This window comes from Rhodopseudomonas julia (genome assembly GCF_030813515.1).
Lineage (GTDB): Bacteria > Pseudomonadota > Alphaproteobacteria > Rhizobiales > Afifellaceae > Afifella > Afifella julia.
This window is the reverse complement of sequence record NZ_JAUSUK010000001.1, coordinates 581,475-608,235: the sequence shown is the minus strand read 5'-3', so window position 1 is coordinate 608,235 and position 26,761 is coordinate 581,475. Positions and strand designations below refer to the sequence as shown.

22 protein-coding genes and 2 pseudogenes are annotated in these 26,761 nt (G+C 62.7%); 15 read left to right on the top strand and 9 right to left on the bottom strand.

Annotation, left to right across the window (positions count from 1 at the left end; translation table 11 throughout):
* Nucleotides 1–43 precede the first annotated feature (43 nt).
* The 5 genes and pseudogenes from J2R99_RS02855 (at nucleotide 44) to J2R99_RS02835 (ending at nucleotide 3,730) form a co-directional block, all read left to right on the top strand.
* On the top strand, nucleotides 44–781 hold the full coding sequence (locus J2R99_RS02855; RefSeq protein ID WP_307152979.1) for a spermidine synthase: 738 nt from the start codon (nucleotides 44–46) through the stop codon (nucleotides 779–781).
* Nucleotides 782–789: 8 nt separating this feature from the next.
* The gene (locus J2R99_RS02850; protein ID WP_307152978.1) at nucleotides 790–1,443 is read left to right on the top strand and encodes a class I SAM-dependent methyltransferase; all 654 of its coding nucleotides are present in this window, start codon (nucleotides 790–792) and stop codon (nucleotides 1,441–1,443) included.
* Between the two features lie 43 nt (nucleotides 1,444–1,486).
* Nucleotides 1,487–1,673 (top strand): annotated as a pseudogene (locus J2R99_RS02845) (type II toxin-antitoxin system HicA family toxin).
* A 2-nt stretch (nucleotides 1,674–1,675) separates the two neighbouring features.
* Complete coding sequence (locus J2R99_RS02840; RefSeq protein WP_307154121.1) at nucleotides 1,676–2,071, top strand: type II toxin-antitoxin system HicB family antitoxin; 396 nt, start codon at nucleotides 1,676–1,678, stop codon at nucleotides 2,069–2,071.
* 447 nt (nucleotides 2,072–2,518) lie between these two features.
* Complete coding sequence (locus J2R99_RS02835) at nucleotides 2,519–3,730, top strand: MFS transporter (RefSeq protein ID WP_307152977.1); 1,212 nt, start codon at nucleotides 2,519–2,521, stop codon at nucleotides 3,728–3,730.
* Between the two features lie 88 nt (nucleotides 3,731–3,818).
* On the opposite strand, the gene J2R99_RS02830 is transcribed toward J2R99_RS02835, so the two are convergent.
* Both J2R99_RS02830 and atoS read right to left on the bottom strand, forming a co-directional pair.
* Nucleotides 3,819–5,225, bottom strand: a complete 1,407-nt coding sequence (locus tag J2R99_RS02830) for a sigma 54-interacting transcriptional regulator (RefSeq protein ID WP_307152976.1) — start codon at nucleotides 5,223–5,225, stop codon at nucleotides 3,819–3,821.
* Nucleotides 5,222–7,153 (bottom strand): two-component system sensor histidine kinase AtoS, encoded by a 1,932-nt coding sequence (gene atoS / locus J2R99_RS02825; protein ID WP_307152975.1) that lies wholly within the window; start codon nucleotides 7,151–7,153, stop codon nucleotides 5,222–5,224. The genes J2R99_RS02830 and atoS overlap by 4 nt, the downstream gene beginning before the upstream one ends.
* 280 nt (nucleotides 7,154–7,433) lie before the next feature.
* On the opposite strand from atoS, the gene J2R99_RS02820 reads away from it, so the two are divergent.
* The 6 genes from J2R99_RS02820 (at nucleotide 7,434) to J2R99_RS02795 (ending at nucleotide 14,015) form a co-directional block, all read left to right on the top strand.
* On the top strand, nucleotides 7,434–8,087 hold the full coding sequence (locus J2R99_RS02820; protein ID WP_307152974.1) for a CoA transferase subunit A: 654 nt from the start codon (nucleotides 7,434–7,436) through the stop codon (nucleotides 8,085–8,087).
* Nucleotides 8,088–8,744 (top strand): 3-oxoacid CoA-transferase subunit B, encoded by a 657-nt coding sequence (locus J2R99_RS02815; RefSeq protein ID WP_092809241.1) that lies wholly within the window; start codon nucleotides 8,088–8,090, stop codon nucleotides 8,742–8,744.
* A gap of 136 nt (nucleotides 8,745–8,880) precedes the next feature.
* Nucleotides 8,881–10,317 (top strand): short-chain fatty acid transporter, encoded by a 1,437-nt coding sequence (locus tag J2R99_RS02810; RefSeq protein WP_307152973.1) that lies wholly within the window; start codon nucleotides 8,881–8,883, stop codon nucleotides 10,315–10,317.
* Between the two features lie 134 nt (nucleotides 10,318–10,451).
* On the top strand, nucleotides 10,452–11,633 hold the full coding sequence (locus J2R99_RS02805; RefSeq protein ID WP_307152972.1) for an acetyl-CoA C-acetyltransferase: 1,182 nt from the start codon (nucleotides 10,452–10,454) through the stop codon (nucleotides 11,631–11,633).
* A gap of 152 nt (nucleotides 11,634–11,785) precedes the next feature.
* Nucleotides 11,786–12,730, top strand: a complete 945-nt coding sequence (locus J2R99_RS02800; RefSeq protein WP_307152971.1) for a bifunctional enoyl-CoA hydratase/phosphate acetyltransferase — start codon at nucleotides 11,786–11,788, stop codon at nucleotides 12,728–12,730.
* Nucleotides 12,731–12,800: 70 nt separating this feature from the next.
* The gene (locus tag J2R99_RS02795) at nucleotides 12,801–14,015 is read left to right on the top strand and encodes an acetate/propionate family kinase (protein ID WP_307152970.1); all 1,215 of its coding nucleotides are present in this window, start codon (nucleotides 12,801–12,803) and stop codon (nucleotides 14,013–14,015) included.
* A 156-nt stretch (nucleotides 14,016–14,171) separates the two neighbouring features.
* Here the strand turns inward: J2R99_RS02795 and J2R99_RS02790 are convergent, their stop codons facing one another.
* From J2R99_RS02790 to J2R99_RS02770, 5 genes are all read right to left on the bottom strand, one after another.
* Nucleotides 14,172–14,420, bottom strand: coding sequence for a DUF2442 domain-containing protein (locus J2R99_RS02790; RefSeq protein ID WP_307152969.1), 249 nt, complete (start codon nucleotides 14,418–14,420; stop codon nucleotides 14,172–14,174).
* A gap of 14 nt (nucleotides 14,421–14,434) precedes the next feature.
* Nucleotides 14,435–15,178, bottom strand: a complete 744-nt coding sequence (locus tag J2R99_RS02785; protein WP_307152968.1) for a DUF4145 domain-containing protein — start codon at nucleotides 15,176–15,178, stop codon at nucleotides 14,435–14,437.
* Between the two features lie 33 nt (nucleotides 15,179–15,211).
* Nucleotides 15,212–18,967 carry a vitamin B12-dependent ribonucleotide reductase gene (locus J2R99_RS02780; protein WP_307152967.1) on the bottom strand — a complete coding sequence of 1,252 codons (3,756 nt, stop codon included), beginning with the start codon at nucleotides 18,965–18,967 and terminating at the stop codon, nucleotides 15,212–15,214.
* A gap of 486 nt (nucleotides 18,968–19,453) precedes the next feature.
* A complete protein-coding gene (locus tag J2R99_RS02775) occupies nucleotides 19,454–21,511 on the bottom strand; it encodes a putative bifunctional diguanylate cyclase/phosphodiesterase (protein ID WP_307152966.1) in 2,058 nt (685 codons plus the stop codon).
* 274 nt (nucleotides 21,512–21,785) lie between these two features.
* Nucleotides 21,786–22,631, bottom strand: coding sequence for an alpha/beta hydrolase (locus J2R99_RS02770; protein ID WP_307152965.1), 846 nt, complete (start codon nucleotides 22,629–22,631; stop codon nucleotides 21,786–21,788).
* A 173-nt stretch (nucleotides 22,632–22,804) separates the two neighbouring features.
* Here J2R99_RS02770 and aroQ point away from each other — a divergent pair, with 173 nt between their 5' ends.
* From aroQ to aat, 4 genes are read left to right on the top strand one after another with little or no spacing between them, the layout of a single operon-like run.
* Entirely contained in the window at nucleotides 22,805–23,257 is a 453-nt protein-coding gene (gene aroQ / locus J2R99_RS02765) for a type II 3-dehydroquinate dehydratase (RefSeq protein WP_128292463.1), read from the top strand.
* Between the two features lie 2 nt (nucleotides 23,258–23,259).
* Nucleotides 23,260–23,730: an acetyl-CoA carboxylase biotin carboxyl carrier protein gene (gene accB / locus J2R99_RS02760; protein WP_307152964.1), complete on the top strand. Its 471-nt coding sequence runs from the start codon at nucleotides 23,260–23,262 to the stop codon at nucleotides 23,728–23,730.
* 17 nt (nucleotides 23,731–23,747) lie between these two features.
* Complete coding sequence (accC, locus tag J2R99_RS02755) at nucleotides 23,748–25,112, top strand: acetyl-CoA carboxylase biotin carboxylase subunit (protein ID WP_307152963.1); 1,365 nt, start codon at nucleotides 23,748–23,750, stop codon at nucleotides 25,110–25,112.
* Between the two features lie 4 nt (nucleotides 25,113–25,116).
* Nucleotides 25,117–25,794, top strand: a complete 678-nt coding sequence (aat, locus tag J2R99_RS02750; RefSeq protein WP_307152962.1) for a leucyl/phenylalanyl-tRNA--protein transferase — start codon at nucleotides 25,117–25,119, stop codon at nucleotides 25,792–25,794.
* A gap of 97 nt (nucleotides 25,795–25,891) precedes the next feature.
* Here the strand turns inward: aat and J2R99_RS02745 are convergent.
* Both J2R99_RS02745 and J2R99_RS02740 read right to left on the bottom strand, forming a co-directional pair.
* A pseudogene (locus J2R99_RS02745) lies at nucleotides 25,892–26,258 on the bottom strand (DUF2155 domain-containing protein); the annotation flags it as partial.
* Between the two features lie 117 nt (nucleotides 26,259–26,375).
* On the bottom strand, nucleotides 26,376–26,756 hold the full coding sequence (locus J2R99_RS02740) for an NADH:ubiquinone oxidoreductase subunit NDUFA12 (protein WP_307152960.1): 381 nt from the start codon (nucleotides 26,754–26,756) through the stop codon (nucleotides 26,376–26,378).
* Between the last annotated feature and the right edge of the window lie 5 nt (nucleotides 26,757–26,761).

Sequence of the window (26,761 nt, the reverse complement as noted above, 5' to 3'; positions counted from 1 at the left end):
CGCCACGCCTTTCCTCGGCGGCCGGTTTGTGCTCGATGGGGCAATGAGTGCTCTTTTCGCGGAACTGGACTACCGCCCGACCCCGATCGGCCCGATCAGCCTGCGCCGGCGGCGCGAGTTGAAGCTCGGCGTCGACATCTTCGAAATCAAGCTCGGCGAGGAATTCCTCATGTCGAGCCTTTTCACCGCCTCCGAGATCGCGCTCGCCCGCCTCGGCATTGCGGCGCTGGCAGGCGATGATCTCGACATTCTCGTCGGCGGGCTCGGCCTCGGTTACACCGCCTGCGAAGTGCTGCGCCATGATGCGGTTGCCTCGCTTCTGGTCGTGGAATTGCTGGAGCCCGTCATCGAATGGCACCGGACGGGGCTCTTGCCGCTCGGTGCGACGATGGAAGCGGATCCGCGCTGTCGGATCGTCAACGGCGATTTCTTTGCCGGAGCGGCGGGTGCGATGGGCTTTGACCCGGAGAGAGCGGCTCGCCGCTTCGATGCCATTCTCCTCGACATCGACCATTCGCCGGAAGCGCTGCTCGATGAGCGCAGCACGAGCTTTTACCGTCCGGAAGGTCTTGCCGCGCTTGCAGCCCATGTGAAGCCCGGGGGCATTTTTGCGCTCTGGTCGGACGCCTTGCCGGATGACACCTTTACCGAGCGCTTGAGGGCGGTCTTCCAAGACGCCTGGGTGGAGCCGGTCACCTTCCACAATCCCCTTCAGGATCGCCCCTTCACGCAGAGCGTCTATCTGGCGCGCAAAGAGGGCGGCTCTTCGGCCGGTGCGTGAGGAAGGCGATGGCGGGTAGGAGCGGTCAACTCTGTCCGGTTTGTCGGGGAGAGGATGTCGAGCTTTTTCTCACCGTCGAGGGCAAAGACTATTGGCGGTGTACGACCTGCGCCGCCCGCTATCTCGATGCCGCTCAGCGCCCATCGCCGGCCGAAGAGCGGGCGCATTACCTGACGCATGAGAACGCCCCGGACGATCCGGGATACCGCCGCTGGCTCTCAAGGCTGACCCGCCCGCTCCTGGAACGCCTGTCCCCCGGCGCGAAAGGCCTCGATTACGGCTGCGGTCCGGGCCCCGCGCTTGCGAAAATCTTTGCCGAGGCGGGGCATCATATGGCGGTCTACGACCCGATTTTCGCGCCCGATCGGACGCCGCTTGAAGAGCACTACGATGTCGTCACCTGCACAGAGACGGCCGAGCATTTTCACGATCCGGCGGCCGAGTTCGATCGTTTGGCAGACCTCTTGAAGCCCGGCGGTCTTCTCGGCGTGATGACCATTTTTCAAACCGACGATGCCCGCTTTGCGAATTGGCGCTATCGCCGCGACCCGACCCATGTCGTCTTCTACCGCGCCGACACCTTCCACCTGATCGCCACCCGCCGCGGCCTCACCTGCGAGATTGTCGAGAAAGACGTCGTGCTGATGCAGAAGGGCGTGTGAGGCAGAACTCGACAACTATCAATTAGATGTATAAATACACACCATGGATAGCGGGACTGTCCTCAAACTTCTGAAGCTGGACGGCTGGTACGAAGTTACCCGCCGTGGAAGCCATTCAGATGAAACATCCTGAGAAGGCTGGCCGGGTGACACTCCCGCATCCGAAGCGCGACATCCCGCTCGGAACGCTAAAAAGCATCGAAAAACAGTCTGGGCTGAAGCTGAAATGACCATGCATCAATATATCGGCCTGATCCACAAGGAAGAGGGGAGCGATTACGGCGTCTCCTTTCCGGATTTCCCGGGTGTGGCGACGGCTGGCACCTCCCTCGACGACGCGCGTGACATGGCCGAGGAAGCGCTGGCGTTGCATGTCGACGGGCTTCTCGAAGACGGCGAGCCGCTCCCTGTCGCCTCCAGCCTTGAGGAGGTGATGGCTGCTCCTGAGCATCGTGATGGCGTGGCCATTCTCGTTGGGCTGAAGGCTGAACCGAAGAAGGCGGTGCGCGTCAACGTCACGCTGCCAGAGGATGTCCTGGCTGAGATCGACGCCTTCGCCGCTTCCCACGGTTTCACGCGCTCCGGTTTCCTCGCCGCGGCGGCTAAGAAGATCATGGCCGCGGGATAGGGCTCGCATCGCTAATTCTCCTTGTTCCTCGTGAAAAGGCGAGCGCGCTTTGTGTACCGGTGTCCGCATAACGGCAGCGATAGACGCGCAGATGCCCTTGGCACGGCTTTTTCTTCTCCCCTGTGGGGAGAAGGACGCCGAAGGCACCGGATGGGGGATTGTCTCTCATGGCGCAGCAGTGCTGCCTCTCACTGCCTTCTGCGGGGGACACCTCTTCGCAGAAGGCGGAAGGAAGGAAGCGTGCGGCAGGCGCTTCGACAAGAATTGATGCGGCCTTGCTGCGGGCTGGGTCGACAACGCTACATGCCCGGCAGAACGGCTTGGGTGTCAGGGCCCAAAGAAGGCAGATGCGGGCCTCGAAGCGGCGCGGGCGCGCGGTATGTTGCGGTGCGGAGGGCGTTTCGGCTGCACCCGTCGGCGTCTCCCGCATCATCGAAAGGGCATTTTTTGACACAACGAGGCCATGGCAGCCTGGCGGTCTATTTCGGCGCCGTCTTCGCCTTCGCCGTCACCATGGTGGGCACCACCATGCCGACGCCGCTTTATCCCCTCTATCGCGGTCTTTTCGGATTCTCCGAGCTGACGATCACGGTAATTTTCGCCGTCTATGCGGTCGGCGTCATGGCGGCCCTCATCATCACCGGGCGCTGGTCGGATCAGCTCGGCCGCCGGCCGCTGCTCTTTGCGGGCCTTGCCGTCTCGGCATTGAGCGATCTCGTCTTTTGGAATGCCGGCGGGCTCGGCATGATCCTTTTCGGCCGGGTTCTGTCGGGAATTTCTGCCGGCATTTTCACTGGGACCGCGACCGTGGCGCTCATCGAACTGGCGCCAGAACGCATCAAGCGTTGGGGCACGTTCTTTGCGACGTCTGCCAATATGGGCGGTCTGGGGCTTGGACCGATGTTTGCCGGCGCGTTGGCCGAGTATCTCCCGGCGCCGCTCGTCTTGCCCTATGTGCTGCATTTCCTACTGGCGCTTCTCGCATTCGTCTGCGTCTGGCGCGCGCCCGAAACCGTCAAGCGGCCGGATAAGGTGCGATTGAAGCTTCAGCGTCTTGCCCTCCCGCGGGAGGTGCGGGCCGTCTTCGTGCCGGCCGGCATCGCCGCCTTTGCGGGGTTCATGGTCTGCGGTTTCTTCACCGCGGTCGCGCCGGCATTTCTGGGCGAAGAGCTCGGCTACGACAACCATCTCGTCATCGGTTTCGTTGCCGGCATCTTGTTCATTGCCTCGACCATCGGCCAGCTTCTGCAAAGCAATATGCCGAGCGGAAGACGGCTGCCGATCGGTTGCGGCATTCTCTTGGCTGGCGTCCTCTCCATCGCCTTCGGTCTCGGCAATGAGATGCTGTCGGCCATCATCACGGGCGTTTTGATCGCCGGCTTCGGGCATGGCGTCGCGTTCCGCGCGGGGCTCGGGGCCGTGGCGGATGCAAGCCCGGCCGATGAGCGGGCGAGCGTCGTCTCGACCTTCTTCATCGTCGCCTATGTGGCGATCTCGTTTCCCGTCATCGGCGTCGGGCTCGCTGCTGCCTCATGGGGGCTCAAAGCGGCGAGCCTCTCCTTTTCGGGGATCGTCGCCATTTTGTGCTGCCTCGCCCTCGTTCTGCTTTTGAGAGGCGGTGGCACGCAACCTCGACACGCCTCCGCGGTCCGCGAATGAGCGGGGATGGCGTTCAAAGAGTGCACGAAATGCTCTCAAAGAGACGATCGAGAGGTGCCGCAGACGCCGGCTCGAGGCGGCGATGGCCTCAGCCTTCGGCGTCTCCCGAAACCGAAGCGAGGCCGTATTCCTGCAGCTTGTAGAGGAGCGTGCGCCGGCTGATGCCGAGCTCGACGGCGGTATGGCTGCGGTTGCCCGAGTTGCGCGTCAGCGCATTGCGGATGACCTGGCTTTCGAACTCGTTGACGAGCTCGCGCAGAGAGCCCTTGCGCATCGTCGCATCGAGGTTGCCGGTGTCGGCAAGCCCCTCGCTCGCTCCGGTGATGGAGGCGGGGAGGTCTTCAACCGTGATGACATTGGTCGTGCACATCACGACGGCATGTTCGATGGCATTGGCGAGCTCGCGCACATTGCCGGGCCACGGCCAAGCGAGCAGGCAGTCCATAGCCGAGGTGTCGAAGCCGCGGATGACAAAGTTGTTTTCCGCGCAGAAGCGCTCCAGAAAATGCTCTGAGAGGAGCCGCACATCCTCCGGGCGGTCGCGCAGCGGGATGGTCTCGAGCGTGACGACGTTGAGGCGGAAATAGAGGTCCTGCCTGAACGTTCCATCCCGCACCATCTCCTGAAGGTTGCGGTTGGTGGCCGCCACGATGCGCACATCGGCCTTGATCGGCGTGCCGCCGCCGACGCGCTCGAATTCGTGCTCCTGCAGAACCCGCAACAGCTTCGCCTGCAGTCCAGGAGAAATCTCGCCGATCTCATCGAGGAAGAGCGTGCCGTGTTCGGCCTGCTCGAAGCGGCCGCGATGCCGGCTGGCGGCGCCCGTAAAGGAGCCCTTCTCGTGGCCGAAGAATTCGCTTTCGTGCAGCCCTTCCGGGATCGCGGCGCAATTCACCTTGACGAAGGGATGCGCGGCGCGGGCGCTGCCGTAATGGATGGCGGCGGCGACGAGCTCCTTGCCGGTGCCGCTTTCGCCCTGGATGAGCACGGTCGCATTGCTGCGCGCCACCTTGGCGATCGTCTGCCGCTGCTCGATCATGCGCGGATTGTTGGTCAAAATGCCTTCCGCGCCGTAGCGCTCCGACAATTCGCGGCGCAGCGAGGCGATGTCGCGGCGCATCGCCCGGATCTCCAGGATCCGGCGCACCAGCATGCGAATCTCGTCGAGATCGAAGGGTTTCAGGACATAATCGAAGGCGCCGTCCTTCATTGCCTGCACGGCGGTGCCGATCTCGGCGAAGGCCGTCATCAGCACGATCTGCGCGGTGCGGTCGATCTCGACGATGGCTTTCAGCGCATCGAGACCGTTCATTCGCGGCATGCGGATGTCGAGCAGCACCACATCCGCATGTTGGCGCCGGAAGGTCTCCACGCCCTCCAGCCCGTCTTTGGCCACGACGACCTCGAGGCCCTCCTTCTGGAGGACCGCCTTGAGCATGTGGCAGATGGCCTGGTCGTCGTCGACGACGAGGGCGACGGGTGTGGAATTGGTCATTCTGTTTTTTCTGATACCGGAGCGACAATCGGAATGCGAATCCGAACAACGGTCCCGTGACCTGGCCGACTGTCGAAGCTGATCACGCCGTGGTGCGCATCGATGATGCGGTGGACCATGGCGAGGCCGAGTCCCGTCCCACTGGGTTTGGTGGAAAAGAACGGGTCGAAGACTTTGCCGACGTGATGCGGCTCCACGCCGACGCCGTCGTCGCGCACTTCGATGACGATGTCGGCGGGGCCTTCGCGGGCCGCCGTGACGACCACGCTGCCGTCATTGGTGATCGCCTGCAGTGCGTTGATGAGGAGATTGAGGAGAGCCTGTTTCAGCGCTTCGGCATCGGCCTCGATGTCCGGCAGATCCTTTTCGAACTGGAGGTCGATCTGCACATTGCCCTGGCCCTTCGCGAGGAAGCTCACGTCTTCGATGAGATTGGCGACGTCGATCTTGCTGATCTTCGGGGGTCTCAGGCGGCCGAAGGCCAGAAGTTTGCCGATCGTGTCGTTGAGGACGTCGACCTCATGGATGATGATCGCCGAATAGCGCCGCCATTCCTCCGGATCGTCGCAATCGGCGAGATATTGCACGAAGCCGCGGATCGAGGTGAGGGGGTTGCGGATCTCGTGCGCGATGCTGGCCGTCAGCTCGCCGAGCGCGGCAAGACGGTCGGCGCGCATCACCTGCACCATGAGCCGATCGCGTTCGCTCACATCCTTTAGCACGACCACGGCGCCGATGCGTCGGTTCTCCGCGTCGTGCAGAACACTCGACGTGGCCGTCAGGCGCCAGACGGAATCCTTGCGGGGGATTTCGAGCGTCACTCCGATATGCGGGCGCCCGGTATCGAGCGTGTCGAGAAGGGCGCTCGCCACATGCATGTGATCGGCAAAGAGCGATCGGTAGGACTGGCCGATGACCTCCGTTGCCGGCACGTCGTACATCTGTTCTGCGGCGGGGTTGAAGGCGGTGATCCGGCCGTCGACGTCGACCGCCACGACCCCGTCGGCGATGCTGGTGAGAATGTTTTCCGTGAGCGTGCGCGCGTCGAGAAGTGCCATCGCCATGTTGTTGACGGCATCGACGATCTCGCCGAGCTCGCCGCGCAAGGGCGCGATCGGCTGTCTGAGATCATCCTTGAGGCGTGCGAGCCCGCCGACGATCATGTCGACTTCGTGCGACAGCCGCTTCGACATCAAATGAATGACGATGCCGGCGACCAGGATACCGCCGAGGGTGATGGCGAGAACGGTGCGATCGACCGTCTGTTCCTGGCGCTCGATCGCGTCGGTGAATTCGTTGGCCCAGATATAGCCGATGACGTTCCCGTTGCGGCGAATCGGCCACATCGCGTTCATCACCGAGCCGCGCACGAGCGAGCCGAACTCCACATCGGGCTGGCCCGCGCGCATCACCGAACGGCCGGGATGGTCGGGAGCGATCGCCTTGCCGACCGTGTGCCCGTAGCTGGCGCTCGGCCCGTACGTGATGATGGCGTCGAGCCGGCGCGAGTAATAGCCGACGCCGACGCCGGGGTCTGACGCAGCGATCTTGTCCGTGATGGGGGCGAGCCTGGCATTGAGATGCTGGATAGCGGCCTGGCGGTCCTGCCAGCCGGACGGCAGATCGGCGAGAAGGGCATCGAAGCCCGTCCCGAGTTCCGCATCGAGGATGCGCGCCAATGAGAACAGCTTGTCCTGCTTTTCCTGCAGAAGCGCTTCGCGGCCCTCGTATTGCAGGATGACGCCGAGGATGACGATCGGCAGCACGACCATGATGAAGGATGTCAGCATCAGCCGCTGACGCATCTTTTCCGGCAGAACCCGCCGGCTCAGCCATCTCAGCCCCATCGGACGCTCCGTGAGGTCGTGCTGGCGAGTGCCGCTGCCCGCCTCAGGCGGCTTTCTGTTGTGAATCCCCGACTCGAACATGATTGGCGCCTTCGACCCTCGTGAGAGGCGAAAGCTCTCCGCGCTGTGTACGGAAAAGCTCTTGTGACGCCGGATTTATCTGCGCGGTGAAAAGTAAAGTCCATGTGAAAAATTTTGCGCATTGCGCAAATACCTGCACAAGCTTGAGAGTGCTATTTTGTCGCAGAGTTATGCTTAAGTCCGCGATAAATAAGGGTTCATAAGAACTGGCACGGTCTGTGCATTACAACTCCCGCAAGCCATCGCGCCGATGGGAAACGACGTAGATGAGGGAGAATAAATGTCAAAGCTATGCAGTTGTTCATGTGCTGTCGAAAGTATTGATGACGGGTCGTCGGTGATGATCGGCGGTTTCATGGGTGGCGGGTCTCCGCATCGACTGATCGATGAACTGGTCCGTCAGGGCAAGAAGGATCTCACGATCATCGCCAACGACACGGCACGCCCGGGGATCGGGATCGGCAAATTGATCGATGCCGGCGCGGTGAAGCGTTTGATCGCCTCTCACATCGGGCTCAACCCCGAAACGCAAAAGCGGATGATCGCCAACGAAATAGAAGTTGAATTGGTCCCGCAGGGCACGCTCGCGGAGCGTATCCGCGCCGGCGGCACGGGTCTCGGCGGCGTCTTGACGGCGACGGGTGTGGGCACGGTCGTCGCAGAGGGCAAGCAGACGGTCGAGATCGAAGGTGAGGATTATCTGGTCGAAACGCCTCTGAAGGCCGATTTCGCCCTCATCCACGCTCTGCGCTCCGACATGTTCGGCAACCTTCAGTACCTTTTGACCTCGCGGAACTTCAATCCGTCGATGGCACTCGCGGGCGAGACCGTCATTGCCGAGGCGAGTGAGGTCGTGCCGGTGGGCATGATCCCCCCCGACCACGTCGAAACCGTCGGTGTCCTCGTCGATCACCTCGTTTCCTGGGAGGCATAAATGGAAGCCAAAACGCTCATCGCCAAACGTGTCGCTCAGGAAATGGTCGACGGCGATCTCGTCAATCTCGGCATCGGTTTGCCGACCTTGGTCACGAATTATCTGCCGGAGGGCGTGCGCGTCTTCTTCCAGTCCGAGAACGGTCTGATCGGCATGCAGGCCCTGCCGGAGAAGGCGGCTGCCTTTGAGGATCTGACGGATGCCGGCGGCACTCCGGCGAGCTTCATCCCCGGTGCTGCGGCCTTCGACAGCGTCGCCTCCTTCGGCTTCATCCGCGGCGGACATCTCGACGTCACGGTGCTCGGCGGCCTTCAGGTCGACGAGGGTGGTCAGCTCGCCAACTGGATGGTGCCCGGCAAGATGGTCCCCGGAATGGGCGGTGCGATGGATCTCGTGACCGGCGCCAAGAAGGTGATCGTGGCCATGACCCATACCGCCAAAGGTTCGCCGAAGATCATCAAGAAGTGCAATCTGCCGCTGACCTCGGTGCGTCGGGTCGATCTCATCGTCACGGAAATGGCGGTCATCGAGCCGAGCGATGCCGGTCTGGTGCTCAAGGAACTCGCTCCTGGTGTCTCCCTTGACGAGGTCAAGGCTGCCACCGAGGCCGAGCTGCTCGTGCCTGACGATCTCAAAGAGATGGCGCTCGCCGCCTGACGGCCGCCTCACGCCCTTACCCTCGACCGGCCTCCCTTCCTCGCGTCCAACCCCTTTGCAACCGCTCCTCTGGAGCGGCTGAGAGCGGCCGCGCGCGGGGACGGGCAGGGCCTCCAATCCTCAGAGAGGAAAGTTCATGTCAAGCACCTACGCCAGCGCTCCGGCGCCCGTAGAAGGCGACGCGCCCGGCGGCCGTGGCCTTGCTCGTCTCGCCTACCGCTTCACCGCCATTTCGGAGAAGTGGTTCCCGGACGCCTTCGTCTTCGTGGCGCTGGCTCTTGTCGTCGTCGTTGTCGCCAATCTCGCCACGGGCGCACAGCCGCTCGAGATCGCCGACGCTTTCGGTAAGGGCTTCTGGACGCTCATTCCCTTCACCATGCAGATGGCCCTTGTCGCCATCACCGGTTACGTGGTCGCGACCTCCGGGCCGTGCACGCGTCTCATCGCGCGTCTTGCCTCGGTGCCGACTTCAAGCCGCGGAGCGGTCGCCTGGGTCGCCTTCATCACCATGTCGGCATCCTACCTCAACTGGGCGCTGAGCCTGGTTCTGGGCGGCCTCCTCGTGCGCGCGATCGCGCGCCGCACCGACATCAAAGTGGATTATCGTGCAGCGGGTGCCGCTGCCTATCTCGGTCTCGGTGCCACCTGGGCGCTCGGCCTGTCGTCGTCGGCGGCCATGCTGCAGGCGAACCCGGCCTCCCTGCCGAAGTCGATTTCCGACATCAGCGGTGTCATCCCGCTCAGCCAGACGATCTTTCTCTGGCAGTCGATCGTCATGCTTCTGATCATCGCCGCCATGGCCATCACCATCGCCTATTTCTCCGCTCCGCAGGGCGCGCAGATCAAGACGGCGGAGGACATGGGTTGCGACGTGACGGAAGCCAACACCAAGGAGCAGAAGCAGGCGCGCCCGGGTGAGTGGCTGGAGTTCAACTTCATCCTGCCGGCGCTCGTGGTGCTCCTCGCAGCTGGCTATGCCTATGTCGAATTCAGCACCAAGGGCGTGCTGGCGACGATCTCCAACCTCAACAACTACAACTTCTTCTTCCTGATGATCGGCCTCCTGCTGCATGGCAACATCCGCAGCTTCCTGACCGCCGTCACGAAGGCCGTGCCGACGACGGCCGGCGTCATCATCCAGTTCCCGTTCTATGCGGCGATCGCCGCCCTGCTCACCCAGGTTCCGGGCTCCGACGGCGTCACCATCTCGCACCACATCTCGCATCTCTTCGTCTCGATCGCCAACACCAGCATCTTCCCCGTGGTGATCGGCGTCTATTCCTCGATCCTCGGCTTCCTCGTCCCCTCGGGCGGCGGCAAGTGGATCATCGAAGCGCCTTATGTGTTGCAGACGGCGGCCGATCTGAACGCCCATATGGGCTGGGCGATCGAGGTCTATAACGCGGCCGAAGCTCTGCCGAACCTCATCAACCCCTTCTGGATGCTGCCTCTTCTGGGTGTCCTCGGGCTCCGCGCCAAGGATCTGGTCGGCTTCTGCTTCACCCAGCTGATCTTTGCCTTCCCGCTCGTGATGTTCCTCCTGTGGGTCCTGGCTCCTGCGGCCAATCCGTGATCCCAGCCTGCCGGCCGCGCCCATCCCGGTACGGCCGGCCCCCAGATCCCTCGCGAAGACGGCGATCGCCCGAATGTCTCATCGGCGCTCCCTCCCGAATTCGCGCAACGCTCAAGTTCAATTAGGAGATTAAAATGATCGACGAGATCGTCATCGCAGGCGCAGCACGCACCCCGGTCGGCACCTTCAACGGCTCCCTGTCGAAGCTTCCCGCCCACGAACTCGGCGCCGCCGCCATCACCGAAAGCCTCGCACGCGCCAAGGTGAAGCCGGAAGAAGTCGATGAAGTCATTCTCGGCCAGATCCTGACCGCTGCCGGCGGCCAGAACCCCGCCCGGCAGGCCGCTCTTGCCGCAGGCCTGCGCGTCGAATCCACCGCCTATGGCATCAACCAGCTTTGCGGTTCCGGGCTGCGCGCCGTCGCGATGGGCTACCGGGCCCTGCAGAACGAAGATGCGAAGATCATCGTTGCCGGCGGTCAGGAAAGCATGAGCCAGGCGCCGCATGCAGCGCGGCTTCGCACCGGCGTCAAAATGGGCTCGGCCGAAATGGTCGACACCATGATCAAGGACGGCCTGTGGGACGCCTTCAACGACTATCACATGGGCGTCACGGCAGAAAACGTCGCCGAAAAGTACGGGATTACCCGCGAAGAGCAGGACGCTTTCGCGCTCGCCTCGCAGAAGAAGGCGGGCGCGGCGCTGGAGGCTGGCCGTTTCGCCGACGAGATCGTTCCGGTGACGGTCAAGGACCGCAAGGGCGAGGTCGTCGTCGACACCGACGAGCATCCGAAACCTTCGACGACGGCTGAAGCTCTCGCCAAGCTGCGTCCGGCCTTCAAGCGCGACGGCGGCACGGTCACGGCCGGCAATGCCTCGGGCATCAACGACGGCGCGGCCGCCGTGGTTCTGATGAGCGGCGCGGAAGCCAAAAAGCGTGGCGTCACCCCGCTGGCGCGCATCGTCTCCTGGGCGACCGCCGGCGTCGATCCGGCGGTGATGGGCACAGGCCCGATCGCAGCCTCTCAGAAGGCGCTGGAACGCGCCGGCTGGTCGGTCGCCGATCTCGATCTGATCGAAGCCAACGAGGCCTTTGCCGCGCAGGCGATCGCCGTCAACAAGGAGCTCGGCTTCGATACGGACAAGGTCAACGTCAATGGCGGCGCGATTGCGCTCGGCCATCCGATCGGCGCCTCCGGCGCGCGCATTCTGGTGACGCTTCTCTACGAGATGCAGCGCCGCGACGCCAAGAAAGGCCTCGCCACTTTGTGCATCGGTGGCGGCATGGGCATGGCGCTCTGCGTTGCCCGCGACTGACCTTTCAGTCTGAGCTCTCGCTCCCCCTCTCCAGCCTGACCGCTCACTCCCAATCACGATCAGGTCGGAGCCACGCCTCCCGCCCGTCCACACTTCCGGGCGGGGGGCGCGCGGGGATCTTCTTTTCATTTTAGACGCAGGATCATCCCCCAATGACCGTGTTTTCGCAGATTTCCGAAGCGGGCTCGCAGCTTGCCCATCTGAAAGAGCTGTGCGCGCATCTGCCGCCGCTGCCGACCTCCGTCATCTTTCCGTGCGACGAAACCTCCTTGCGCAGTGCCACCGACGGCGCAAGCGAAGGTCTGATCGACCCCGTGCTGGTCGGCCCGAGCGAGATGATCCAAAAGCTCGCGCTCACCCATGAGATCGATATCGCCGGCCTGCGCATCGTCGATGCGGCCAATGCCAAGGCCGCCGCCGCCAAGGGTATCGAGCTTGCCCATCTGGGCGAGGTTGGCGCCGTGATGAAAGGCGCGCTCCATTCCGATGAGCTGATGGGCGCTGTCGTCAAGCGCGATGTTGGGCTGCGCACCGCAAAGCGCATCAGCCACGTCTTCATGATGCGCGCCCCGACCTATCCGAAATCTCTGATGATCACCGATGCCGTGGTCAACATCGCACCGGCGCTCGAAGACAAGCTGCACATTGCGCAAAACGCCATCGATCTCGCCCGTGCGCTCGGCATCGAGATCCCGCGCCTTGCCGTGCTCTCCGCCGTGGAGACGGTGAACCCCAAGATTCCCTCCACCGTCGATGCGGCGGCTTTGTGCAAGATGGCCGATCGCGGGCAGATCCGCGGCGGCATCATCGACGGGCCGCTCGCCTTCGACAACGCCATCTCCGCCGATGCGGCACGCACCAAGGGCATCGTCTCAGAAGTCGCCGGACGCCCTGATATCCTCCTCGTCCCGGATCTCGCGGCCGGCAACATGCTCGTCAAGGAACTCACCTTCCTCGGCCGGGCGGAGGTTGCGGGCATCGTTCTCGGCACCTCAGTCCCGGTCATTTTGACGAGCCGCGCCGACAGCCTGGAATCGCGCATCTCCTCCTGCGCCCTGGCGGCCCTTCTTGCCAACCAGACGGCGGCCCGCGCCTGATTTGCGCCGCCGACCTCTCGCGTGTGCCCCCCACGCCATCGACCCTCATTAATCGCCAAGGATCTTCCACATGGACCCACGCTTGTCGCACGATGGAGCGCTGCTGGTTCTCAACAGCGGCTCCTCCAGCATCAAGTTCACCGTCTTTCAGGTCGCAGATGCCGGGAAAGACATTTCTCCCCTTTTCTCCGGCCAGGTGACCGGCATCGGCACCGCGGCGGAGTTCTCCGTCAAGGATGTCGATGGCGTTTCGCTTGCCCGCGAATCCTGGGCGGCCCGTGATACGGGCGGCGTCGCGCCTCTGTTGCGCGATCTCATCGCCTGGATCCGTGCCCGCCTGCCGGATCTGCCGCTGCTCGCAGCCGGGCATCGTGTCGTCCACGGCGGTGCCGGTTTCCATCATCCGGTCCGCGTGACCAACCGCGTGCTCGATGAGTTGGAATCCCTCATCCCGCTTGCGCCCTTGCATCAGCCGCAGAACGTTTCGGCGATCCGGGTGCTGGCCGAGAGCTTCGATGGCCTGCCGCAAATCGCCTGCTTCGACACGGCCTTCCACCATTCGCAGCCGTTTGTCGCGAAGACTTACGGCCTGCCGCGTCAATTGAGCGAGAAGGGCGTGCAGCGCTACGGCTTTCACGGCCTCTCCTACGAGTTCATCGCGCAAAGACTGCGCGAAACCGTGCCTGAGGTGGCCGAGGGCAGGGTGGTGGTCGCCCATCTCGGCAACGGTTCGAGCCTCTGCGGCCTCAAAGACGGACGCAGCATCGATACGACGATGGGTTTTTCGGCTCTGGAAGGCGTGCCGATGGGGACGCGTTCCGGCAGCCTCGATCCCGGCATTCTGATTTATCTCATGCGTGAGATGGGCATGGACGCCGATGCGCTCGAACATCTCCTTTATCAGGAATCCGGGCTTCTCGGCGTCTCGGGCATTTCCAACGACATGCGGGTGCTTCTGGAGAGTGACCGGCCGGAGGCAAAGGAGGCGGTCGATCTCTTCTGCTACCATGTCGCCAAGGAGATCGGTGGTTTGAGCTGCGCGTTGGGCGGGCTCGACGCGCTCGTCTTCACCGCCGGCATCGGCGAGCATTCCGCCCCGGTGCGCAGCCGCGTGTGCGCCTATCTCCGCTTTCTCGGCATCACCCTCGACGAGGAGGCAAACGAACGCGGCGACACGGCCATTGCCGCGGACGGCTCACTGCCGGTCTACATCATCCCGACGAACGAGGAGTTCATGATCGCGCGCCACGCCGTCGACCTCATGAACCTCAGAAACGCCGCGTAGACGGCCGTGAGACAGGCGCAGGCGTGCCTGCTCCCGCCCGCCTGCGCCGCAACTTTTTTGAGGGAGCGGGACCGTTGGTGGTCGGCTTGCCCGCATGCACGGGATGTCGCGTCATGTCGGAAGATAGCCTGAAAGGGCGCGAACCGAAGCGACCGCTCAGGCGGCCTTGCCGCGTGGACGCGTCTGGTCGCTGCGCCCGGCGAGAAGCCCTTCGACGGAAATGTCTTCGTCGAGTGCGTCCCAGTGGAGGCCAAAGGGCGAGATCTCGACCTCCTGCCGCTCTTCGGTAGAGGCATTCAGAAGCCGCGGGAACCAGGCGAGCGGCACGCCGATCATGCGGCCATCGGAAAGGGCCACCCACATTTGCGCGTCGTCGAACCGGACGTCAGTGGCCGAAATGGTCATAGCTTTCCGTGGCTTCAATCAGTCATTCTGCTGCCAGTATCGAGGGACGGTGAATCTTCCACTCTCTCCCGGACTTCTTTCACCATGCCGGGAACAGTATACGCATAAGTCAGAAATGCTTGGGCGTAAGCGATTAACTTTCGTGCGTCCTCCGCATTGTAGGGCTCATCGTCGTGGGCAGCCTCGTCCCCGCCATCCTTGAGGATGCTGGCTAGGTCTGAAAGATCGCGGGTGAGAAGCCCTTCTTCCCTAAGAGTCTGGATGCGTTTCTTGAGCCAAGCCTTTACGGTATCTTTAGATTTCGTCTCGTCCTCAATGCGCGTGCGTGCAATATCACGCGTTGCAACATCCAAGGCCTTTCGGGCCATCGTGCCTGCGGCGTCCCAATTCTGAGCGGATATATTTGAGACGGCCTGCCTGAACGGTAATGCTACTTTTTCGGGCAGATGCTCTGGCTCTTCGAGGTGTATCTCCGTCGGAAAATGAGCTTCGTACCTGTATCCAAGACTCTCAAGGGAGCCGTGCCGCTTTAAAGTGTTCTCTAGCGATAATTCTTTTGAGTCAAGAAAAGTATACTGAGCTGTTATGCATTTTAGGCATCGCCCACAGGAAAGCAAAAACCAATCATCGTAAAGATACTGGGGTACTCCATTCGGAGTGCGGTGAACGTCGCGCGAGCGGCGAAAACCCCCATGCACTTCAAAGCCGGACGATTTCGTGTGGCAATGGGGGCAATCGATTTTTACGATCAGAGGCATTTCTATTTTGGCCTCGGTCTGCGGCGGCTCGCCTCAAGAACACCCACTCGTCGAGCCGCACGTGTCGCATTTCAGGCACGTGCCGTTGCGGACCATGGTGAAGTTGCCGCATTCGGTGCAGGCTTCGCCCTCATAGCCCTTCATGCGGGCCATCGCGACTTGTGTCGCCTTGTCGGGGCTTGCGGCCGTCTCCGGCTCTGGCTCGTTGATGTCGAGCGGTGCCACATGAGCGTGCTGTTCCGCCTCCGGGGCGAGATCGCGCTTGAAGGCGAGGTTGCCCTTGGCCATCGGCTGGCCGGAGGAGATCGCCGTCACGTTGGAGCTTGCGGGTTTTGCCGGAGCCGTGTCGGCGGAGCCTTTCGGCTCGTTGCCGGCGAACACCCGGAAGCGGCTCGTCTGGCCGCGCACCAGCCCGTGCGAGACGGGGGCAGGCGCCGGTCGGTCGCCTTCCACGCCACGTCCGATCGAGGTGGAGCGGATATCCTCCGGGGAGACATGCGCGAGATCGTGGCGGCCGAGATAGGAGATGGCGAGCTCGCGGAAGACATAGTCGAGGATCGAGGTGGCGTTCTTGATCGCCTCGTTGCCGGTCACCATGCCCGCCGGTTCGAAGCGGGTGAAGGTGAAAGCGTCGACATATTCCTCAAGCGGCACGCCGTATTGCAGGCCGAGCGAAATGGCGATGGCGAAATTGTTCATCATGGCGCGGAAGGCGGCGCCTTCCTTGTGCATGTCGATGAAGATTTCACCGATGCGCCCGTCGTCGAACTCGCCGGTCCTGAGATAGACCTTGTGGCCGCCGATGATCGCTTTCTGGGTATAGCCCTTGCGGCGGTTCGGCAGTTTTTCGCGCTCGCGCACATGCACTTCGCGCTCCACGATCCGCTCCACGATCTTTTCCGCTGCGATCGCCGCCTTCTGCGGTGTGTTGGCGGCGGCGATCTCTTCCACGAGATCCTCCGCCTCGTCCTCGTCGTCGGAGAGAAGCTGGGAGTTGAGAGGCTGCGAGAGCTTCGAGCCGTCGCGGTAGAGCGCATTGGCTTTGAGGCCGAGCTTCCACGACAGCATATAGGCGTTCTTGCAATCCTCGACGGCCGCATCGTTCGGCATGTTGATCGTCTTGGAGATGGCGCCGGAGATGAAGGGCTGGGCCGCCGCCATCATGCGGATATGGCTTTCCACCGACAGATAGCGCTTGCCGAGCCGTCCGCAGGCATTGGCGCAATCGAAGACAGGCAGATGCTCGTCCTTCAAGTGCGGCGCGCCTTCAAGCGTCATCGCCCCGCAGCAGAAGGTGTTGGCGGCCTCGATCTCGCTCTTGGAAAAGCCGAGATGGGCGAGAACGTCGAAAGCGGGATCGGCCATCGCTTCGGCGGAGACGCCGAGAGACGCCATCTCCTCGTCGCCGAGCGTCCAGCGGTTGAAGACGAACTTGATGTCGAAGGCGGAGGCAAGCGCTGCCTTCACCTTGGCGATCGCTGCGTCCGACAGGCCCTTTTCCTGAAGGGCGGCAATGTTCACGCCGGGGGCATCGTCGAGCGAGCCGTGACCGACGGCATAATCGGCGATGTCGGACATCTGTTCGGCCGTATAGCCGAGCCGCTTCAGAGCTTCCGGCACCGCGCGGTTGATGATCTTGAAATAGCCGCCGCCGGCGAGCTTCTTGAATTTCACGAGGGCGAAATCGGGCTCGATGCCAGTCGTGTCGCAATCCATGACGAGGCCGATCGTGCCGGTCGGTGCCAACACCGTCGCCTGGGCGTTGCGATAGCCGTGCTTCTCGCCGAGATCGAGCGCCCGGTCCCAAGCCGCCTTTGCGTGATCCGACAAGGCCTTGCCGTCCTCGCCGAGGCTGAGGCAGAGGTCGTGATCGAGCGGCACCGGATTGGTGTTGAGCCCGTCATAGCCTGCGGCCTCGCCATGCGCGGCCTGCCGATGGTTGCGGATGACGCGCAGCATATGCGCCCGGTTCGGCGGAAAGCCCTGGAAGGCGCCGAGCTCGGCGGCCATTTCCGCCGAAGTGGCATAGGCGGTGCCCGTCATGATGGCGCTGATCGCACCGCAGATGGCGCGGCCTTCCTCGCTGTCATAGGGAATGGCCGAGCTCATCAAGAGCCCGCCGATATTGGCGAAGCCGAGGCCGAGCGTACGGAACTTGTAGGAAAGCTGCGCGATCTCCTTCGACGGGAATTGTGCCATCAGGACCGAGATCTCAAGCACGACCGTCCACAGACGAACGGCATGCTCGAAGGCCTCCACGTCGAAAGCGCGGTGGCCGCTCTCATCGGCAGCCTTCAGGAACTGCAGAAGGTTGAGCGATGCGAGATTGCACGCCGTGTCGTCGAGGAACATGTACTCCGAGCACGGATTGGAGGCGTTGATGCGCCCCGAGGCCGGGCAGGTGTGCCAGTCGTTCATCGTCGAGTTGAAATGGAGGCCGGGATCGGCGGACGCCCAGGCGGCAAAGCCGATCTGGTCCCACAATTCGCGTGCCCGCACACGTTTGGCGACCTTACCGTCGATGCGGTTGATGAGATCCCAGGTGCCGTCGGATTCCACCGCGCGCAGGAAGTCGTCGCGGATCGATACGGAATTGTTGGAGTTCTGCCCTGAAACCGTGAGGTAGGCCTCCGAATCCCAGTCGGTGTTGTAGGTCGGGAATTCGATGTCGGTGTAGCCCTGGCGCGCGAACTGGATGACGCGGCGGATATAGGCCTCCGGCACCTGCGCCTTCTTGGCGGCGCGCACTTCGCGCTTCAAGGCCGGGTTCTTGGAGGGCTCGAAGCAATCGCCGCCCGGGCCTTCGCAATTCACGCAGGCGCGCATCACGGCCTTCAGGTGCTGCGAGACGATTTTCGAGCCGGTGACGAGGGCGGCCACCTTCTGCTCTTCGCGCACCTTCCAGTCGATGTACTGCTCGATGTCGGGATGGTCGATGTCGACGATCACCATCTTCGCGGCGCGCCGCGTCGTGCCGCCCGACTTGATGGCGCCCGCCGCGCGGTCGCCGATCTTGAGGAAGCTCATCAGGCCCGACGATTTGCCGCCGCCCGAAAGCTTTTCGCCTTCGCCGCGCAGATTGGAAAAGTTGGAGCCCGTGCCGGAACCGTATTTGAACAGCCGCGCCTCACGCACCCACAGATCCATGATGCCGCCCTCGTTGACGAGGTCGTCGGCGACCGACTGGATGAAGCAGGCATGCGGCTGCGGATGCTCGTAGGAGCTCTTCGATTTGACGAGTTTTCCGGTCTGGAAGTCGACGTAATAATGGCCCTGGCTCGGCCCATCGATGCCATAGGCCCAGAAGAGGCCCGTATTGAACCATTGCGGAGAGTTCGGCGCCGCCTTCTGGGTGGCAAGCATGTAGCGCATCTCGTCGAAGAAGGCTTCCGCATCCTCTTCGCCGTCGAAATAGCCGCCCTTCCAGCCCCAATAGGCCCATGCACCGGCGAGCCGGTCGAACACCTGGCGCGCATCGCTCTCAGAACCGGTGCGCTCCTCCTCGGGAAGATCGGCAAGCGCCTCCGAATCGGCGATGGAGCGCCACAGGAAGGAGGGGACGGCATTCTCTTCGACGCGCGTCAGCCGCGCCGGAACGCCCGCCTTGCGGAAATATTTCTGCGCCAGGATGTCGGCCGCCACCTGGCTGAACTGCGCCGGCACCTCGAAATTCTCCAGCCGGAAGACGACGGATCCGTCCGGATTGCGGATCTCGCTGGTGGCTGTGCGAAATTCGATGGACGCGTAGGGTGACTGCCCCGTCTGCGTGTAGTGGCGCGCGATCCGCATAATCTCTCCTCATCCCAAGGGCCGGCCGTGCTGACCGCCCTTTGTCTGGAGTCCGTTTGAAAGGACTGCCGCATTTGTCCCAGAGAATGGCTCGCCCCCGATGTTGGCGGGGTCACAAACCGATCCTCCATATATAGTGTAAACAAACCCCTAAATCCACCATATATTGCGGTTTTGTGACGAGGGGGTTCGTTTGACCAAAGCACAGCTAAGGGCCGAGCGCGGGCCCGGACTCTCACTCGAAAACTGTGATTTTACGCTGACTTATGACAGCGACGCCGTGGGCGCCTGTCGTTGTCCGGAAGCTATGTGCTTCGGCGCCGCTTCGTCAATCCCTTGTGGGCATCACAAGCGATGAATCGAGATGTTGTGGAGGAAGCGCAGATATGTGGGGAAAAGAGTGCATGCAGCTCCCGTTGACGGCTGCCCGCACAGAAGCGATTCGCTCAAGCAACCAAAGGCTTTGCAGGCGATTTCTAGGGTTTTCTAGGCTCCGTGCCGGCCCGGCCAGCCAAGCACGTAGCCGCGCAGATCGAGAAGCGGCATCGGCATGCCGAAGAGCCGCCCCTGTCCTTCAGGACAGCCATGCGTTTTGAGCCATCGTGCCTGCTCTGAATTCTCCACGCCCTCTGCCGTCACGCCGAGGCCGAGGCTCTTGGCAAGCGACAAGATCGCCTCGACGATTGCCGCATGGGTATTGTCGACGCAGACGGGGGCGATGAAGCTTTGTTCGATCTTGAGACGCGTCACCGGATAGCGGGTGAGCATGGAGAGGGAGGCATAGCCGGTGCCATAATCGTCGAAGGCGAGGGAGCAGCCGAGATCGGTGATTCGGTCGAGCTTAGCGAGGGTCGCCTCGTCGTTGGACAAGATCACGTGCTCGGTGATCTCGATCTCCAGAAAATGTGCCGGCAGGCCGCTTTCCGCCAGGCATCGCTCGATCGTGCGGTCGAGCGCTCCGTTCTGCAGCTGGGCTGAGAACAGATTGACGGCGACGCGCAGAGGTGCGCCTTGGGCCGCGAGTTTGGCCGCGTCGAGACAGGCCCGTCGCAGCACCCAATCTCCTGTCGGTCTCGCCCAGCGGCTGCGGGCGAGGATCGGCAGAAAGTCCTTTGGCTCGAGCAGACCCCGCTCGGGATGACGCCAGCGCAGGAGCGCCTCGGCCCCGATGATGTTTCCATCCTGCAGCGCGATCTGCGGCTGATAGAAGAGGTCGAACTCGTCCTCGTTGAGCGCTCGCTCGAATTCGTCGTAAAGCTGCTGTCGTTGATGCAGGCGCTCACGCAGCGCGGGCGCGAAGAACGCCGTTTCGCCCGGACCGACGCGCTTTGCCTCTGCGACGGCGAGATCGGCTTCAACGAGAAGTGCATCCACGCCTTCGCTGCGCTCCTTCGCAAAAGCAATGCCGATGCCGGCCGAAAGATGCACGCTGCGTTCGGGGGCCGGGAAAGGGAAGGCGAATGCCTCGTGGATCTGTTGCGCAATGGCGAGCGCCTGGCCGCGCTGATCCATCCCGGGAAGAAGCGCGCCGAATTCGTCGCTGCCGAGACGGGCGATCGGGGCCTCGTCCGGGATCACATCGCGCAGGCGCCGCGCCACGGCACGCAAAACCTCGTCGCCGATCGCATGGCCGAAGCGATCGTTGGTATCTTTGAAATTGTCGATGTCGACGATCAGAAAGCCGACGCTCGTCGTGCGTGCCCCATGTTCTTCGAAGAGCTGCGCGAGACGCCGCCGATTCGGGAGACCCGTGAGGTGGTCGTAATGCGCCAGTCGGAAGAGCGTCTCCTGTTGCCAGCGCCTTTCGGTGATGTCGCCAAGCGTGCCGATGATGCGTGAGAGAGCGCCGTTTGCGCCAAAGACGAGGCGGGCAGAACATGTGGCCCAGATCGTTTCCGGCGGATCACCCCTGCGGATGCGAAACTCGGTCTCGAAGCGCTCTTCGCTGCGCCGTGCCACCGCATCGCGGAAAAGAGCCATCAAGACAGGGCGATCATCGGGATGGAGAACGGCATGGCGTTCCCTGCGGCTCAGGCGCAGGCCGGGGCGCCGCAAGATTTGCGCGGCGGTTTCCGACAGCCAGGTGACGCCTGTCGCGACATCATATTCCCAGATTCCGAGGCCGGTGCTCTCCAGGGCGAGCCGCAGGCGTTCTTCGCTCAGACTGAGAGCGGCTTCCATCGTGACATGGTCATGGATGTCGCCGACCGTGCCGACCCATTCCTGCACGCTCCCGTCGGCGCTCATGAGCGGGATGCCGCGCCCGCGTGTCCAACGGTACGAGCCATCGGCCTGACGCAGGCGATAATGCATGTCGAAGGGACACGCCTCGGTGAGGCACCGATGCCACTTCGCGCGCATGGGCTCCTGATCCTCGGGATGCACCAGTGCGACGCAGACGAAAGGCAGGCCCGTGGGAACCTGCGTCTGGCGATCATCCGCGAGCGCCACCAAAGGCGTGCCGTCGGGCGCTGCGCGCCAGATCAAGAGCGCACCCGCCTCGGCGATGGCACGAGCGCTCTCCTTCGGCGAATAGCGCTGCATCTCGCTTCTCGTTGCGGACACTGTGGCTGCCTGCCTTTCCCGTGCTTTGTTCAGCTTGTTTTCGGCGAGATTGACGAGGAAATGGACAGGTGAACGCCTTTGCTGCGACGCACCCAAACGACCTTATTCGCCGTGGGGTAGAAACCGGTCGGGCCGTTCGCCTGGACGAATCACTCAATCCCAGAATTATCGCTCTTTTGCGTCGTGTCTGGAATGAGACGAAACGTACAAATTGTCGAAAAGTTATGTCTTTTTCGCGCTTTGTGCGCGACCTTCACGTCGCTGGAATGATGGCTCGCGCAGGCTCTTGGGGCTCCTGAGAGAACATCGGCGGCTGCGAATACGCGGCGATGAAACCTTCTATATCGGCAAGCAGAGACGCGCGGCGCTGCAGCAATGGCAGCAGAGTTCCAATCAGCTCCGCATGGCCGATCTTCGGATAGGTGACGTGCGTAACGTTCTCGTTGCCGAAGCTGCGCAGCTTTCGGGCCAGGCGTTCTGAATTGGCCGGATCGACGGTCCGGTCAGCGCTCCCGGTGGCGAGAAAGATTGGCGGCGTCGGGCCCTCCACGAAGGCAATGGGCTGGCTTGCCGCGCGCGTTTCCAAGGGAAAGACGCGTTTGTAGCGTTCATCTTCCAGCGGCAGGAAGTCGTAGGGTCCGGCAAGGCCGATGGCGCCTTGCACCGCCGTCTCCACCGAACTTCCGGCTTTCGCAAGGTAGCGTTGGTCGAGCGTCAGAAGGAAGGCGATCTGGGCGCCAGCCGAATGCCCGGCAAGAAAAGCCGGGCGGCGGCGCCCGTCGGCCTTGCCCGCGGCGAGAAAGGCGACGGCCTTCGCCGCGTCTTCGACGAACTGCGGAAAGTGCACGTCCGGATAGAGGCGGTAATCGGGGATGGCGACGTCGCAGCCGAGCGAGGTGAGCGCCTGGGCGATGAATCGGTAATCCCCCTTTTTGCCGCTGTCCCATCCGCCGCCATAGAAAAACACAACCAGCGGCGTGTTCTCGCGTGGTGATTCGCTCTTGTAGAGATCGAGCTTATGGCGCGGTCCCACGCCGTACGCGATGTCGGATATCCGCTGATAGCCCCGCTCCGGGGAGGTGAGGTTGGCAAACCGCAAGGCGGCATCCTGCCAGAGATAGGAAAGTGACAACATGGTGAAGAAGTTGGTGGGAACCTGGCCTCTATTATGGCTGCCGCGGCGAAATGGTTGCGGGAAACCTGCCGCGTTCGTTTGACCCGCTCGTCAAAACGTCTAAAACACGCCCAATTGCCCACCTCCTTAATGGCTGCATGGCGCCCGTCCTCCATATCCTCAACGGTCCAAATCTCAACCGCCTCGGTGTCCGGGAACCGTCGATCTATGGGATGGCTACGCTTGCCGATATCGAAGCGATGTTGCGCGACCGCCTTCAGGAGCGGGGGTACGATTTGATTTTTCGTCAGACCAACCATGAAGGCGAACTTGTCGAGTTCGTCCATGCGGCGGATGGCGCGAAGGGTGTGGTGCTGAATGCTGGCGCCTACACCCACACTTCCGTGGCGCTCGCCGATGCGGTTCGTTCCATCGCTGCGCCCGTCATTGAAGTGCATTTGTCGAACGTCTTCGCGCGCGAAGCGTTCAGACACCATTCTTATATCGCGCCGGTGGCGCAGGGCGTGGTCTGCGGCTTCGGCGCGCAGTCCTACTGGCTGGCAGCTGAGGCGCTGATCGAGATGAACGAGGCCGGGAGGCTTGAGACATAGGCATGGCTGAAAAGAAGCGTGCGATCGACAAGGAGCTGGTGCGTGAGCTTGCCGAGCTCCTGAAGGAAACTGAGCTTTCCGAGATCGAAATCGAGAACGAGGATTTGCGCATCCGTGTGGCGCGCAATCTGGGGCCGGCGCCGGCGGCGAATTATGCCGTCTCAGTGCCGGCGGAAGCTGCGCCATCCGCACGCGGGGCGGCGGATGCTCCGGAGGCGATGGACGATCCGAGCCGGCATCCGGGTTGCGTTCCTTCGCCGATGGTGGGCACGGTCTACCGCGCTCCTGCGCCAGGCGCGCGGCCTTTCGTCGAAATCGGCGATACGGTGCGCGAAGGCCAGACGGTCCTCATCGTGGAAGCGATGAAGCACATGAACGAAGTCGCGGCTCCGCATTCCGGACGCGTCAGCGCCGTCCTCGTCGAGGATGGCCAGCCGGTGGAATACGGCGAGCCCCTGTTGATCATCGAATGAGACGAACAGGCGGGCCGATGTTTTCCAAGGTTCTGATTGCCAATCGCGGGGAAATCGCACTCAGGATCCTGCGTGCCTGCAAGGAGCTGGGCGTGCAGACCGTGGCTGTGCACTCGACCGCCGATGCGGACGCGATGCATGTGCGTCTCGCTGACGAGAGCGTGTGTATCGGTCCTCCGTCGGCTTCCCAGAGTTATCTCAATATTCCGACGATCGTCTCCGCCTGCGAGATCACCGGCGCAGACGCCGTGCATCCGGGTTATGGCTTCCTGTCGGAAAATGCGCGCTTTGCCGATATTCTCGCCGCCCACGGGATCACCTTCATCGGCCCGACGGCCGAACATATCCGCCTGATGGGCGACAAGGTGCAGGCCAAGGAAACGGCGATGGCGCTCGGGATTCCCGTCGTCCCGGGCTCCAAGGGCGCGATCACAGATGCCGCCGAAGCCTGCCGGATCGCTGCCGAAGTCGGCTACCCCGTCCTTTTGAAGGCAGCAGCCGGTGGTGGTGGCCGCGGCATGAAGGTGGCCAACGGCCCCGATGAAGTGGCGTCGGCCCTGGCAACCGCCAAAGCCGAAGCGATGGCGGCCTTTGGCGACGATTCCATGTATGTGGAAAAATACCTCGCCAATCCGCGCCACATCGAAGTGCAGGTCATGGGCGACGGCGAGGGGACAGCGATCCATCTCGGCGAGCGCGATTGTTCGCTGCAGCGCCGTCACCAGAAGGTCTGGGAAGAGGCGCCGTCTCCTGCCCTCAACGAGGAAGAGCGCAGCCGCATCGGCGAGACCGTCGCCAATGCCATGGCCAATCTCGGCTACCGCGGCGCCGGCACCGTCGAATTCCTCTACGAGAACGGCGAGTTCTATTTCATCGAAATGAATACCCGCCTGCAGGTGGAGCATCCGGTGACGGAGGCGGTGACGGGCATCGATCTCGTCGTCGAACAGCTTCGCGTCGCCGCCGGCTCGCCTCTCTCTGTGCGTCAGGAAGACGTGGTCATCAGGGGCCACGCCATCGAATGCCGGATCAATGCGGAGAACCCGGAGACGTTTTCGCCCTCTCCGGGCCGCATCAGCTATTATCACCCGCCGGGCGGTCTCGGCGTTCGCGTCGATTCGGCCGTCTATCAGGGCTATCGTGTGCCGCCGCATTACGACAGCCTGATCGGCAAGCTGATCGTCTACGGGCGCACGCGTGTGGAATGCATGATGCGTCTGCGCCGCGCCCTCGACGAATTCGTTGTCGATGGTATCGAGACGACACTGCCGCTTTTCCGTGATCTCGTTGCGAACGCCGATATCGCCAATGGCGCCTACGATATTCGCTGGCTCGAGAAGTTTTTGGCCGATACGCGTTCGCGCGACAAGCTGATCGCCTGAGCCGATGTGCGGCGAAGACGCATTCGCCATTACGCCCGATATTCTGCTCAAGGCCTATGCCTGCGGCATCTTTCCGATGGCCGATTCGGCCGACGACCCGAACCTGTTTTGGGTCGAGCCGCACGAGCGGGGCATCCTGCCGCTCGAGACGTTCCATGTGCCGCGTCGGCTAAAACGTACCATGCGCTCCGGGCTTTTCGAGATCCGCGTCGACACTGATTTCGACGCGGTGATCGGCGGATGCGCCAGACGCCGTCCGGGGCGCCGTTCGACATGGATCAACGGCGAGATCCGCCGTCTCTTCGGCGCGCTCTTCAGGCGCGGCTATGTGCATACGGTTGAGACGTGGCAGGAGGGAAGGCTGGTTGGGGGCCTCTATGGCCTGTCCCTCGGCGGTGCCTTCTTCGGCGAGAGCATGTTCTCAGACGAACGCGATGCTTCCAAGGTGGCGCTCGTTGCCCTGGTGGAGCGCTTGCGCGCCGGAGGCTACGTGCTCCTGGATACCCAGTTCACCACTTCGCATCTCGAAACCTTCGGCGCCGTGTCGGTGTCGCGTGCGCGCTATCAGGAGATGCTGGAAGAGGCTGTGCAAGTGGAGGCCGACTTCGATCGCCTCGACAAAATGGGTCAAAGTTCCGCGTCAGAGACGGAAGACGAGGGCGGCCCGGCCGGTCGGGGTTAATCTTCCGGCGGGGCTTCTTCCTCAGTTCCCTGATCGCTGTCGGGCGCAAGCTCGGGCAAGGCATCGGGCCCACGCGGCTCTTCGCTCATCTCGTCGACGCTTGCCTTACAATTGACGAGCCACACGTCGTAGACCGGATGCTCGACAGCGTGCAGACCCGGACTTGAGGCGAACATCCAACCGGTAAAGATGCGCTGCACTTCGTTGGAGAGCGTGATCTCGTCGATCTCGACGAACGCGGTCGTCTGCTCCGGCTCGGTCGGCGGGCGCGTATTGCACACCCGCGGCGTCACCTGCAACGCACCGAATTGCACGGTCTCGTCGATCCGCACATCGAAGGTGATGATCCGACCGGTGATTTTGTCGAGGCCGCGAAACACGGCCACGGGATTCTTGATGGGCTCTGCCGCGGCAGCATGGATCGACATGGCGATCGCAAAAGCGGCGAGAAAAATCCGCGTCATAAAAGATATCCGTTCAAAGGGAACGCGATCCGAAGAGCTTCGCTTGCGCCAGCGGCGCTGTGCCCAGTGGCACTGGGCTCAGGGGTGCTGTGCAAAGACACCCTTTGTGCGGCAGGATCAGGGCGTCCACGGCTCGTAATCGCCGGTGACGTTGGGGCGCGTTTCCGGCGTCGTGAGGGAGCCCGGCGGATGATAGGCGCCGGCAGTGCCGGTCATATTCGGCCGATGCGGTTTCTCCCAGGGCGGGGGCGTATAGCTCTCGTCCGTCGGCGGAATGTCCGTGCGGTAATGCAGCCAGCCATACCACCCCGGCGGCACACGGGAGGCCTCCGGATCGCCGTTGTAAAGCACCCAGCGAGAATTGTTCTTGCGGTGCCGATAATAGCGGTTTCCGGAATCGTCCTCGCCGACAAAGATGCCTTTGCGCCATGTGAAGAAGCGCGTGTTGAGGGTCGCGTCGTGCCACCAGGTGAAAATCTGCAGGAAAAACTTCTTCATACGGC